A 12925-nucleotide genomic window follows, 5' to 3' on the forward strand; every position below is an offset into this window, starting at 1 on the left:
GGGCGCGGACCGCGGGAGACTGTACCTGTGAGCAACGAGCCGGAACCACGCAGGCACCGCCGACCGGCGATGCTCGACCCGCAGACCGCGGAGCAGATCCCCGGCTCCCTCGACCCCGCGCTGCGCGACGAGGTCGCGCACACCACCGCGCGCGCCGTCGTGCACCGGGCGCGGGCCGCGGAGGACCCGGAGGTCGTGGACCGCCTGGTGCGCCTCGTCGAGCGGGAGGGGCTCGACGTCGTCGCCGCCCTGTGGTCCGACGCCGCGCCCGCCTCGCTGCCCGGCGCGTTGTGGCGGCTGTACGTGCTGCGCGAGTGGGTGCGCCGCGACCCCCGCACCGTGGGGCTGCGCTACCGGCTCGGCGTCGACGCCGCCCCGGTGCACGAGGCGGTGGCCGGCGTGCCCCGCCCGCCCGCCCCCGAGGACCTGCGGACGCTCGCGGACGACGTCCTGTCCGGCGTCTACGCCGGCGACCTGGCCGTGGCGCTGGAGCGGGCCGCGTCGTTCTGCCGCATCCTCGCGACCGGTGCGGCGTTCGACGCCGACGCCCGCGAGGTCGCGGACCCCGACGGGGCCACGCGGATGACCCGCGGGGCCGCCGACCTCGTGCGCACCGCCGAGGAGCTGGAGCGCGCGGCCACGGGCTGGCGGGCGGGCACCCTCGACTGAGTCGCTCCGAGCCCGAACGGCGGCGCTGACCTGCGTGTTCGGAGCACGCCGACACCCGGGCTTACGATGTTCGGGCGACGTCGGGCCGCGGTAGCCCCGGGCTCCATCTTCAGCCGCTACGAGCGGCCACGCGCCGAGAGGCGCTCCCGGTCCGGCGTCGCACCTCACCCGAGTTTTCCCGCAGCCGCGAGGCGGATCGTTCAGCGCGCGTTCAACTGGTCGCGCCAGGATGGCCACCTCTAGTCTGTGAGAGTCTCAGCGTCCTCGATCCGGGAGCCACACGTGCGCCTGCGCCTGACACCGCGCGACACGACGTATTTCGACATGCTGGCGACGCTCGCGCAGCACAACGTCACGGGGGCCTCGCTCCTGGCGGAGCTGCTCGGGGCGTCCCGGCAGGAGCGGGAAGGGATCGTCCGCAGGCTCAACGAGGCCGAGCACGTGGCCGACGACGCCGCCCACTCGATCATGCGGCGCCTGAACCAGACGTTCGTCACCCCGTTCGACCGGGACGACATCTACGGCCTCGCGTCCGCGCTCGACGACTGCATGGACGCCATGGAGGAGGCCGGGGACCTCATCGTCCTGTACAAGGTCGACGAGCTGCCCCTGCGCGTGTCGGAGCAGGTGCAGGTGCTGCAGCGCTGCGCCGAGCTCACCGCCGAGGCCATGCCGCGCCTGCGCTCCATGGACCAGCTGTCCGACTACTGGGTCGAGATCAACCGCCTCGAGAACCAGGGCGACAAGCTGCACCGCGAGCTCATCGCGCAGCTCTTCGACGACACCACCGACCCGATCCTGCTCATCAAGCTCAAGGAGATCGTCGACATGCTCGAGGAGGGCGCCGACGCCTTCGAGCGGGTCGCGAACATGGTCGAGACCATCGCCCTCAAGGAGTCCTGACGGTGGAGGCGGCTCTCGTCGTCCTCGTCGTCGCGATCGCGCTCGGCTTCGACTACACCAACGGCTTCCACGACGCGGCCAACGCCATCGCCACCTCCGTCTCGACCCGTGCGCTGACGCCGCGGGTCGCGCTGCTGATGGCCGCCGTGATGAACTTCGTCGGCGCGCTGCTGGGCACGGAGGTCGCCGAGACCATCGCGACGTCGATCGTCGACCTGCAGGACGCCTCGAACCACACCGCGCTCGTCGTGGTGCTGTGCGCCCTCATCGGCGCCATCGCCTGGAACCTCATCACCTGGTGGTTCGGGCTGCCGTCATCGTCCACGCACTCGCTGATCGGCGGGCTGGTCGGGGCAGGCCTGGCGGCCGGGCTCCCGATCTACGGGCAGTCGATCATCGACAAGGTCGTGCTGCCGATGGTGTTCTCCCCGCTCATCGGCTTCGTCGGCGCCTACCTGGTGATGGTCGCGGTGCTGTGGATCTTCCGGAACGCGGCCCCGTCGCGGGTGACGCGCCGGTTCCGGCTCGCGCAGACCGCGTCGGCGGCCGCGATGGCCCTCGGCCACGGCCTGCAGGACGCGCAGAAGACCATGGGCGTCATCTACATGGCGCTCGTGACCGTGGGGTGGGCGGCCGCCGACGGCAGCATCCCGTTGTGGGTCAAGCTGGCCGCCGCGAGCGCGATCTCGCTCGGCACCTACTCCGGCGGCTGGCGCATCATGCGCACGCTGGGCCGCCGCATCATCGAGCTCGACCCGGCCCGCGGCTTCGTCGCCGAGTCCGTGTCGGCCCTGGTGCTCTACGCCAACGCGTTCATCCTGCACGCGCCCGTCTCCACGACGCACACGATCACCTCGGCGATCATGGGCGTCGGTGCGACGCGCAGGCTGTCCGCCGTCCGCTGGGGCGTGGCCAAGAACATCGGCGTGGCCTGGGTGCTCACCATCCCCGCCGCCGCCCTCGTCGCCGCGATCACGACCTGGATCCTGCACCCCTGGCTGACCTGACCACCAGCCGCGGCGGTCAGTAGACCGGGGGCGTGACCTTCTCCACGGCGACGACGCGCGGGCCCTTGCCGGTGGTCGCGACGTGGGCGACGAGCAGGTCGCCCGGCTCGAGGAACGGGTCGCGCGAGGGCAGGACGTTCGCGACGGCGCGGCGGGAGTGCTGGCCCAGCACGTCCAGCACGGTCGGCAGCACGGGGCGGTGCGTGCACAGCACCGACGACCGACCCGACTCGAGCAGGTCCAGCACCGTCGCGGCGACGCGGGACGGCGACCGCTCGTGCTCGGCCTCGCCCAGCTGGTCGCTGAGCTCCGGTCGGGCGCGCGCCGCCTGCACGTACGGCTCGATCGTCGCCGCGCAGCGCTCCCAACGGCTCGACACCACGGACGTCACGCCGTAGGCCGCGAGGACCGGGACGAGCGCCGCGCCCTGGGCGTGCCCCACCGGCGTCAGCGGCCGGTCGTGCTCGGCGCCGTGCCAGGCCGCCCGGGTGACGGCCTTGCCGTGCCGGACGATGACGACGGCGTGCGTGGCGAGCCGGCTCTGGCCGTGCGCCTCCACGAGGGCCTCGAGCGGCCCGCGGTCGGCGCGGCGCGTCAGGCGCGCGGCGGCGTCGTCGACGTCGAGCCACGCCTTCTTGTCGACCTCGTCCGTCGACGGCGGCTGCACGGGGGACCGTGCGGCCAGCGCCGCGGCGTCGTCGGACCGCGAGGCACGGCGTGCCGCCCAGTAGTGCACCCGCTTCACGCGGCCCTCGGGCGTCAGGTACTGCAGCCCCGGCAGGGGGACACCCAGCACCACGGGCTTGCCCGTCTCCTCCGCCACCTCGCGCGCGGCGGCCGTGTTCAGCGACTCGCCCGGCTCGAGCTTGCCCTTCGGCCAGGACCAGTCGTCGTAGCGCGGCCGGTGCACGAGCTGCACCTGCAGCCGCCCGTCCCGCTCGCGCCACACGAGCGCGCCCGCCGACTCGATCACCGGGGCGTGCTCCACCGACGTCGCCCCCAGCCTGTCCACGAGCGGCGACGCCGTGGTGCCCGCCGCCCGGCGCACCCGTGCCGCCCTCACCGCGCCCTCATCGAGCCCGCTCGGGCCGACGGCGGTGGCGGTCGACGAGCTGCGCCTGCAGGTCCACGAGGGGCACGCCGTCCCGCCCGACGGCGTGCCGCACCCAGGTGTCGTCCGGCTGCAGGTGCCACGTGGAGGTCTCGTCCGACATGGACGCGTCCATGAGGTCGAGGAGCTCCGCGACCTGGCCCTCGTCGGCGATCCGGACCAGCGCCTCGACGCGCCGGTCGAGGTTGCGGTGCATGAGGTCGGCCGAGCCGATGTACACCTCCGGGCCGGACTCCGGCCCCTCGCCGATGGCCGGGCCGGCCGCGTTGGCGAAGGCGTAGATCCGGGAGTGCTCCAGGAACCGGCCGAGGATGGAGCGCACGCGCACGTTCTCGCTCAGGCCCGGCACTCCCGGTCGCAGCGCGCAGATGCCGCGGACCACCAGGTCGACCTTCACCCCGGCCTGCGAGGCGCGGTACAGGGCGTCGATCGTGGCCTCGTCGACGGCGCTGTTCACCTTGATGCGCACCCAGGCGTCGTGCCCGGCACGGGCGGCGGCGGCCTCCCGCTCGATGCGCTCGACGAGGCCCGCGCGCACGGCGCGCGGCGCGACCAGCAGCCGGTGGAAGCGCGACTGCGGGGCGTACCCCGAGAGCTGGTTGAACAGGCGCGTGAGGTCCTGGCCGACGTCGCGGTCGCACGTGAGCAGCCCGTGGTCGGTGTACATGCGGGCCGTCTTCGGGTGGTAGTTGCCGGTGCCGACGTGGCAGTACCGGCGCAGCCCGTCCGCCTCCTGGCGCACCACGAGGGACAGCTTGGCGTGCGTCTTGAGGCCGACGATCCCGTACACGACGTGCACGCCCGCCTCCTCGAGCTTGCGCGCCCAGGAGATGTTGGCCTGCTCGTCGAACCGCGCCTTGATCTCGACGAGCGCGAGCACCTGCTTGCCCGCCTCGGCGGCGTCGATCAGGGCGTCCACGATCGGGGAGTCGCCCGACGTGCGGTACAGCGTCTGCTTGATCGCGAGGACCGCCGGGTCGGCGGCCGCCTGCTCGAGGAACGTCTGCACCGACGTCGAGAACGAGTCGTAGGGGTGGTGGAGCAGGATGTCCCGCTCGCGGATCGCGGCGAAGACGTCGCGCGCCGTGGCGGACTCCACCTCGGCGAGCTGGCGGTGCGTCGTCGGGACGAAGGGCGGGTAGTGCAGCGACGCGCGCTCGATGTCGGCGATGACGTTGAGACCGGTGAGGTCGAGCGGCGCGGGCAGCTCGTACACCTCCTCCTCGGCCACGTCGAGCTCGCGCACCAGCAGCTCGCGGATGCGCGGCGAGATGCCGTGCGCCAGCTCGAGCCGCACGGGCGGGCCGAACCGGCGGCGCAGCAGCTCCTTCTCCATCGCCTGCAGGAGGTTCTCGGCGTCGTCCTCCTCGACCTCCACGTCCTCGTTGCGCGTGACGCGGAACGTGTGGCTCTCGCGCACCTCCATGCCCGGGAAGAGGTGGTCGAGGTGCTGGGCGATGACCTCCTCCAGCGGCACGAACGACGTCTGCGTGCCGCCACCCTGCGTGGGCGTGGGGGCCGACGGGCGGCCGCGGTCGTCGACGGCGATGAACCGCGGCAGCAGCGGCGGCACCTTGACGCGGGCGAAGTGCTCCTTGCCCGTGAGCGGGTTCGCGACGACGACCGCCAGGTTGAGCGACAGCCCTGAGATGTACGGGAACGGGTGCGCCGGGTCCACCGCGAGCGGCGTGAGCACGGGGAAGATCTGCTTGCGGAAGAACTTGTGCAGACGCTCCTGCTCGCGGACCTCGAGCTGATCCCAGTGCACGATCGTGATGCCCTCGGCGTCGAGCGCCGGCTGCACGTCGGAGCGGAACACCTCCGCGTGCCTCGTCATGAGGCGGTGCGCGCCCTCGCCGATCGTCTCCAGCACCTGCCGCGGGCTCAAGCCCGACGCCGCGGTGACGGCGATGCCCGTGGCGATGCGCCGTTTCAGGCCCGCCACCCGCACCATGAAGAACTCGTCCAGGTTGGACGCGAAGATCGCGAGGAACCGGGTGCGCTCCAGCAGCGGCAGCGACGGGTCCTCGGCCAGCTCCAGCACCCGCTCGTTGAACGCGAGCCAGCTCAGCTCCCGCTCCGCGAACCGGTCGTCGGGCAGCGGCTCGAGCTCGACCGCGGCGGCGACGCCGTCGGACTCCGGCTCCTCGGCGATGTGCTCGGCGATGTGGGCCGCGAGCTGCGGGTCCAGGGGGCGGGACGGCGCGACGGCCGTGGAGCGCGGGCGGCTGTCCGTGACCTCGGCGGCCACGACGGCGGTGTCCGGCGCGGCGGAGGGGCCGCGTCCGTCGCGGGACCGGGACGTTCGGGGGCGCGACGCTGTCATGCCCCCCATCGTGGCACCGATAGGTGAACGGCGGGTGACGAAGTCCGCCGCCCCGTCGCTACGCACCCGTGGGTCGCGCGTACTGGACGTCCACGGCGGCGCGCGCGAAGCCGGCGCTCGCGTACGTGGCCAGCGCCGGCGCGTTGTCCCCGTCCACGTAGAGCACCGCACGGTCGCAGCCCACGCGCGCCAGGTGGCGCAGCCCGACGGCGGTGAGCGCGCGGCCCAGACCTCGGCCCTGCGCGTCGGGGGAGACGCCGACCGCATAGATCTCTCCGGAGCGGCTCTCTCCGTCCCGGGAATTGTCCGGCTGGTCGTTCTCGACCTTGGTCCACAGGAAGCCGAGCGGCTCGCTGCCCGGGCCGGCGGCGTCGTCGCCGGGCACGACGAGGAAGAAGCCGTCGGCGTCGAACCAGGGCTCGCGCCGCCGGTCGTGCAGGTCGTCGACCGTGAGGCGGCCCTGCTCCGGGTGGTCCGCGAACGCGCGCGCGTTGAGCCGCACCCACGCCTCGTCGTCGGCGTCGGGGCGGAACGTCCGCAGGGAGAGGCCGGGCAGGTCCGGCACGTCGCGCGCCGCGTCGTCGGGCCCGAGGGAGCGCGCGAGCACGAGCAGCTCGCGCGCGGCCTCGTAGCCGTGCGCCGCGGCGAACGCCCGCGCCGCGGACAGGTCGCCGTGCGCCCACACCCGCAGCGGCTTGCCGCGCTGGCCCGGGGCGCCCGAGAACATCGGCAGCCGCGCGTCGCGCTCGGCGGTGCGCAGCAGGACGCCCCCGACGCCCCGGCGCCGGTGGTCAGGGTGCACCACGAGCTCGGCGCTCGCGTCGTCGCCGCCGCGGTCCACCTGGAGGTAGCCGACGACGGCGCCCTCGTCGTCGCGCGCGACGACGTGCGTGAGCCAGTCGGCGTCCGTGCCCAGCCGCAGCAGCGGCTGCTCCGACAGCGGGGCAACGCCGTCGTGGGCGGACGCCGCCGCGGCGAGGGCGCGCACGGCGTCCTGCGCGGTCGCGTCGAGCGCGTCGAAGGACAGGGTGGGCTGGACGGGCGAGGTGGGCACGACCCCATTGTCGCCGAGGTGGCGCGGATCTTCGTGAGGTGGTGGACCGACCCCCCACGTCACGAGAATCCGTACTACCTGGCGGAGATCCGCACTACCTCGGCGGGGTGATGACTTCCGCGCCGCCGGGCGCGCCGTCGCACCGGGGGGAGTGGGCGGGTGGGGAGAGTGCGACAGGGTGGGACGTCCTCGTCTCTCGTGCGACTCGGCACGCGCTGCGCGTGCGGTCCCCGAGTGGTCGAGGCGTCGCCGCCGTTCCGAGGGCCGAAACGGCCAAGCCGAGCCTGCCGGGGTCGTGAGGACCCCGACAGGCCCGGCCCGTCGTACCGCTGTCAGTCCTCGTTCGCCGCCGACGGCTTCGCGAGACCCGCGGAGATGAGGTCCATCACCGAGGAGTCGGCGAGCGTGGTCGCGTCGCCCACGGTGCGGTTCTCGGCGACGTCGCGCAGCAGGCGGCGCATGATCTTGCCGGACCGGGTCTTGGGCAGCTCCGGCACGACGAGGATGCGGCGCGGCTTGGCGATCGGGCCGATCTCCTTGGCGACGTGGTTGCGCAGCTCCTGCTGGACCTCCTCGGCACCCTCCGGCGTCGAGGCGCGGTCCGCGTGCTCGCCGCGCAGGATGACGAACGCGACGACCGCCTGGCCGGTGGTCTCGTCGTTGGCGCCGACGACGGCGGCCTCGGCCACGACGTCGTGCGAGACGAGTGCGGACTCGATCTCCGTGGTCGACAGGCGGTGGCCGGAGACGTTCATGACGTCGTCCACGCGGCCGAGCAGCCAGATGTCGCCGTCCTCGTCCTTCTTCGCGCCGTCGCCGGCGAAGTAGAGGCCCTCGAACCGCGACCAGTACGTGTCCTTGAAGCGCTGCAGGTCGCCCCAGATGCCGCGCAGCATGGACGGCCACGGCTCGGAGAGCACGAGGTACCCGCCGCCGCCGTCGGGCACGGAGCGGGCCTCGTCGTCGACGACGTCGGCCACGATGCCGGGCAGCGCTACCTGCGCCGAGCCGGGCTTGGTGGCGGTGACACCGGGCAGCGGGCTGATCATGATGGCGCCCGTCTCCGTCTGCCACCAGGTGTCGACGATCGGCGCGGTGTCGCCGCCGATGACGCGGCGGTACCACATCCACGCCTCGGGGTTGATGGGCTCGCCCACCGAGCCGAGCACGCGCAGGCTCGACAGGTCGAAGCCGGCGGGGATGTCCTCGCCCCACTTCATGCAGGTGCGGATCGCGGTCGGAGCGGTGTAGAGGAGCGACACCTTGTACTTCTCGACGAGCTCCCACCAGCGGCCGCGGTGCGGGGTGTCCGGGGTGCCCTCGTACAGCACCTGGGTGGCGCCGTTGGTCAGCGGCCCGTAGACGACGTACGTGTGCCCGGTGACCCAGCCGATGTCGGCGGTGCACCAGTAGACGTCGCTCTCGGCCTTGAGGTCGAAGACGTTCTTGTGGGTGTACGCCGCCTGCGTGAGGTAGCCGCCCGTGGTGTGCAGGATGCCCTTCGGCTTCCCCGTCGTGCCCGACGTGTACAGGATGAACAGCGGGTGCTCGGCGTCGACAGGGACCGGCTCGTGGAAGGTGTCCGCGTGCTCGAGGGCGTCGTGCCACCAGACGTCGCGGCCCTCGGTCCAGTCGACGTCCTGCTCGGTGCGACGGACGACCAGCACGTGCTCGACAGTCGTCGCCGGCTCCCCGTCCTTGGGGCCGATCGCCTCGTCGACGGCCGGCTTGAGGGCGGACGGCGCGCCCCGGCGGTAGCCGCCGTCGGCCGTGATGACCAGCTTGGCCTCGGCGTCGGCGATGCGGCTGCGCAGCGCGTCGGCGGAGAAACCGCCGAACACCACCGAGTGCGGGGCGCCGATGCGGGCGCACGCCAGCATCGCGACGACCGACTCGACGAGCATCGGCAGGTAGATGACGACACGGTCGCCCTTCGTGACGCCCAGCGACGTGAGCGCGTTCGCGGCCCGGGACACCTCGCGCTGCAGGTCCGCGTAGGTGACGGTGCGGGTGTCGCCCGGCTCGCCCTCGAAGTGGATGGCGACCCGGTCGCCGCGCCCGGCCTCGACGTGCCGGTCCACCGCGTTGTAGGCGGCGTTGAGCTGCCCGTCCGCGAACCACCTCGCCACGGGCGCCTCGGACCAGTCGAGGGTCTGGGTGAACGGCGTGGACCAGCTGACCAGCTCCCGAGCCTGGTCGGCCCAGAATCCGAGCCGGTCGGCCTTGGCCTCCTCGTACAGGGACGGCTGGGCGTTCGCCTGCGCCGCGAAGGCGGGGCTGGGCGGGAACGCTCGCGTCTCGTGCAGCAGGTTCTCGAGGCTGGGGGCGGTGGTCTCGTTCTCTGGCACGCTTACCTCCGGTGCGCATCGTCGCTGGTGCGTTCCCCGTCGGGACGACGGCGCGTCGCGACCCCGGGGACGGCGGCGCCCCGCGGGGCCCCGCCGTCGGGAGTCTAGACCTCGCGCGTGACCGTGGTCACGCTGTCCCACGGTTTGGCCGCACTCCTTGCAAAAGTGGTCCCCGGACCCCTCGTACGTCGAATCGCGACGTCGACCGGGTGCAGGCGTGGCACGACGAGCTGGGCTGGGTGGACGGGTACACGGACGCCGTCCTCGCCGACGAGTGGGCGGGTGCGCCTGAGCGGCAGCCCGCGGGCTGAGGCACCTGGCCCGGGCACGAGGACGGCGCCCGGGTTGCAGGACACCGAGCGCCGTTCTCGCCAGCCCGGACGCGGGTAGCAGGCGCTTGGTCCGATCACTGGGTGGGGTCGTTCCCACCGAGTGGGTCCTCAACCGGGGACTTCCTTAGCGTGGGTCCCGGCGTCCGGCTGTCTCCCTCCATGGAACGCCCGCCCGGGCGGGCGTGCAAGCGCTCAGGCGTGCCGACGCCGCCACCAGCGGCGGAGCAGCCAGGCGGCCACGACGGCGACGACGACGCCGCCCGCGGCGAGAGCCACGGCGGGCGGGCGGATCGCGGAGCGGAGGGCCACGGGACGGGAGAACGTGAGCACGCCCCAGCCGTTCTCGGCGGCCACGCGGCGCAGCGTCTTGTCCGGGTTGACGGCGAAGCCGTGCCCGACGGCGCCCAGCATCGGCGCGTCCGTCACGGAGTCGGAGTAGGCGTAGCTGCGCTCGAGGTCGTAGCCGCGCCGGGCGGCGAGCTCACGCACGGCCTCGGCCTTCTGCTCCCCGTACGCGTAGAACTCGATCTCGCCGGTGTACCTGCCGTCCTCGACCGCCATGCGGGTGGCGACGACGTGGTCCGCGCCCAGCACGGTGGCGATCGGCTCGACGAGCTCGGTGCCGGAGGCAGAGACGATGACGACGTCGTGACCGAGCTCGTGGTGCTCGGCGATGAGCTCCACGGCCTCGGCGTAGACGTACGGGTCGATGAGCTCGTGCACCGTCTCGGCGACGATCTGCTGCACCTTGCTCACCTCCCAGCCGGTGGCGAGCTCGGACAGGTGCTTGCGCATCCGCTCCGTCTGGTCGGCGTCGGCGTTGCCCGCGTAGAAGAGGAGGTGCGCGTACGCGCTGCGCAGCACGTCGCCGCGCGTGATGAGGCCCCCGGCGTAGAACGGCTTGGAGAACGCGGCCGACGAGCTGGTCGCGATGATCGTCTTGTCGAGGTCGAAGAACGCTGCGACGCGCGACCGCGACGTCGTCGTCGCGGGTGGTGACGTCTCGCGCGGTCCTGGTCGGTCGGTCACGGGCCAGAGCCTAGCCGGGAGGATCGCCGCGGTGTCCGGGGTCTCATGCACAACTCTTGTGCAGAGATCTTGTGCACAAGAGTTGTGCATGGTTATTCTGCACGCATGGAGCCGACGCCGGAGCGCCCGTACACCCACCTCGAGCTGACCGCCGAGGCCGCCAAGGTCCTTGCCCACCCGCTGCGCTCCCGGCTGCTCGGCGCGCTGCGTCGTGGCGGCCCGGCGTCGGCGACGGCGCTCGCGGCCGAGCTGTCCACCAACACCGGCGCCACCAGCTACCACCTCCGCAAGCTGGCGTCCGTCGGCCTCGTGACGGACACCGAGGAGGGGCGCGGCAAGGAGCGGCTCTGGGCGGCGGCCACGCAGAGCCACGGCTGGCGCGACTCCGACTTCGGCGGCGACGAGGACGCCCAGACCGCGCTCGGTTGGTTGGTGCGCGACTACCACCGGCAGTTCGACACGAACTACGCCCACTGGCTCGACGTGCAGGAGAGCTGGCCGAAGGAGTGGACCGACGTCGCCGGCATGACCGACACCTGGGTGGACGTCACGCCCGAGCAGGCGGCCGCGATGGCGGACGAGCTCGAGGCCGTCGTCAACAAGTACCTGCGCGTCGGCACCGGCGACCCGCGCGCGCGGCGCCTGCACCTGTGGCGGTTCCTCTTCCCGCTCGACGCCGACGACGTGCCCGACGCCGGGACCGCCGCCGTCGACGACGGGCCCGAGAGCGAGGACGACGAGTCATGAGCCCGCAGCGCGTCTTCCTCCTGCTCACGGCCACCCGGTGGTTCCCGGTCGGCCTGGTCGTCACGGTCACCACGCTGCTGCCGATCGAGCGCGGCCTCACCGTGGCCCAGACCCTCAGCCTCGCCTCGGTGATGGGCCTCGTCGTGTTCGCGCTCGAGCTCCCGACCGGCGGCACCGCCGACGCCGTCGGGCGGCGTCCCATGCTCGTCGCCTCCGCCGTGGTGCAGGTGCTGGCGGCCACCACGTTCCTGCTGGCGCAGTCCTTCTGGGCCTTCCTCGTCGCGTCGGCGCTCATGGGCGTGTTCCGGGCGCTGGACTCCGGCCCGCTCGAGGCGTGGTTCGTCGACGCCGTGCACGCGAAGCACCCGGGCGCCGACGTCGACCGCACGCTCGCGCACCAGGGCACCGTGCTCGGGGTGTCGATCGCCCTCGGCGCGCTCGTGTCGGGCGGGCTGATCTGGTGGCACCCGTTCGCCGCGTGGTCGGCGCTCGCGCTCCCGTACGCCACGTACTGCGTCCTCGCCGTGGTGCACCTGGTGATGGTCACCGTGCTCGTCCGGGAGGCTCCGCGTCGCCCGGCCGACGCCGCCACGGTCGTGCCCGTCGGACGACGGCGGTGGCGCGCGGCGGTCCGGTCCACCGTCGCATCCGCGCGACAGATGCCCGCGGTCGTCGCCTCCGGTCTGCGGCTCGCCCGGGACAGCCGCGTGCTGCGCGGCCTGCTGCTGGTGGAGCTCTTCACGGCGACCGCCATGGTGGTGTTCGAGTCCCTGCAACCCGTCCGGATGGCGGAGCTGCTCGGGGGCGAGGCGCAGGCGGCGGCCGTCATGGGCCCCGTCGCCTCGGTCGGCTGGGGGACCTTCGCCCTCGGCGCCGCGCTGTGCGGACTCACCAGCCGCCGGTTCGGGGTGGCCCGCACGGCGATGGCGTCGCGGGTCCTCAACGGGCTCGGCGCGGTGTGGATGGGGCTGGCCGGCGGGCCCGGGATGCTCGTGGTCGCCTACCTCGTCACGTACGGGCTGCACGGCAGCTCGGGGCCGAGCTACAACGCGCTGCTGCACCGCGAGGCACGGCGGGACAACCGGTCCACCGTGCTGTCCCTGGCATCGATGGTGGGCTTCGCGTCCTACGCCGTCGCGTCGCCCGCACTCGGCTGGGTGGCGCAGACGGCGTCGACGTCGCTCGCGATGGTGCTCGGCGGGGCGTTCAGCGTCCTCGGCGTCCTGTGCTTCCTGCCGGCGCTGCGCGCGGAGCGGGAGCGGGGGCGGCGACCTGTCGACGAGGTGGACGACGTTCCGCAGGACGCCGCCGCGGCCTGACGCCGCACGGAGGCCGCCCCCAGGCGAGCGTCGTCCACAGATCCTCGCCCACCGCCCCGACGGGTGAGCGCTGCGGACCA

The 12925-nt window shown here is 73.3% G+C and carries 10 protein-coding genes; 5 read left to right on the forward strand and 5 right to left on the reverse strand.

The features are described from left to right. The first annotated feature begins 69 nt into the window (after positions 1 to 69). From ACFCZN_RS08165 to ACFCZN_RS08175, 3 genes are all read left to right on the forward strand, one after another. Positions 70 to 669, forward strand: a complete 600-nt coding sequence (locus ACFCZN_RS08165; RefSeq protein ID WP_429766289.1) for a hypothetical protein — start codon at positions 70 to 72, stop codon at positions 667 to 669. 282 nt (positions 670 to 951) lie between these two features. Beyond that, positions 952 to 1572: a DUF47 domain-containing protein gene (locus ACFCZN_RS08170; RefSeq protein ID WP_429765967.1), complete on the forward strand. Its 621-nt coding sequence runs from the start codon at positions 952 to 954 to the stop codon at positions 1570 to 1572. 2 nt (positions 1573 to 1574) lie between these two features. Then, positions 1575 to 2579, forward strand: a complete 1005-nt coding sequence (locus ACFCZN_RS08175) for an inorganic phosphate transporter (protein WP_429765965.1) — start codon at positions 1575 to 1577, stop codon at positions 2577 to 2579. A 16-nt stretch (positions 2580 to 2595) separates the two neighbouring features. On the opposite strand, the gene ACFCZN_RS08180 is transcribed toward ACFCZN_RS08175, so the two are convergent. The 5 genes from ACFCZN_RS08180 to ACFCZN_RS08200 all read right to left on the reverse strand — a co-directional run bounded on the left by ACFCZN_RS08180 (position 2596) and on the right by ACFCZN_RS08200 (position 10779). Continuing rightward, positions 2596 to 3591 carry an NUDIX domain-containing protein gene (locus ACFCZN_RS08180; protein ID WP_430556507.1) on the reverse strand — a complete coding sequence of 332 codons (996 nt, stop codon included), beginning with the start codon at positions 3589 to 3591 and terminating at the stop codon, positions 2596 to 2598. Positions 3592 to 3649: 58 nt separating this feature from the next. After that, positions 3650 to 6025, reverse strand: coding sequence for an RNA degradosome polyphosphate kinase (locus ACFCZN_RS08185; RefSeq protein ID WP_429765963.1), 2376 nt, complete (start codon positions 6023 to 6025; stop codon positions 3650 to 3652). A 49-nt stretch (positions 6026 to 6074) separates the two neighbouring features. After that, positions 6075 to 7070, reverse strand: a complete 996-nt coding sequence (gene mshD, locus ACFCZN_RS08190; RefSeq protein WP_430556436.1) for a mycothiol synthase — start codon at positions 7068 to 7070, stop codon at positions 6075 to 6077. Between the two features lie 332 nt (positions 7071 to 7402). Next, on the reverse strand, positions 7403 to 9418 hold the full coding sequence (gene acs, locus ACFCZN_RS08195) for an acetate--CoA ligase (protein ID WP_430556437.1): 2016 nt from the start codon (positions 9416 to 9418) through the stop codon (positions 7403 to 7405). A gap of 524 nt (positions 9419 to 9942) precedes the next feature. Beyond that, positions 9943 to 10779, reverse strand: a complete 837-nt coding sequence (locus ACFCZN_RS08200) for an HAD family hydrolase (RefSeq protein ID WP_430556438.1) — start codon at positions 10777 to 10779, stop codon at positions 9943 to 9945. Positions 10780 to 10884: 105 nt separating this feature from the next. On the opposite strand from ACFCZN_RS08200, the gene ACFCZN_RS08205 reads away from it, so the two are divergent. Together ACFCZN_RS08205 and ACFCZN_RS08210 are read left to right on the forward strand one after the other, a co-directional pair. After that, positions 10885 to 11526 carry a winged helix-turn-helix domain-containing protein gene (locus ACFCZN_RS08205; protein ID WP_430556439.1) on the forward strand — a complete coding sequence of 214 codons (642 nt, stop codon included), beginning with the start codon at positions 10885 to 10887 and terminating at the stop codon, positions 11524 to 11526. Continuing rightward, on the forward strand, positions 11523 to 12845 hold the full coding sequence (locus ACFCZN_RS08210) for an MFS transporter (RefSeq protein WP_430556440.1): 1323 nt from the start codon (positions 11523 to 11525) through the stop codon (positions 12843 to 12845). The genes ACFCZN_RS08205 and ACFCZN_RS08210 overlap by 4 nt, the downstream gene beginning before the upstream one ends. The last annotated feature ends 80 nt before the right edge of the window (positions 12846 to 12925 follow it).

Source organism: Isoptericola sp. NPDC056134, assembly GCF_042264825.1.
Lineage (GTDB): Bacteria > Actinomycetota > Actinomycetes > Actinomycetales > Cellulomonadaceae > Isoptericola > Isoptericola nanjingensis.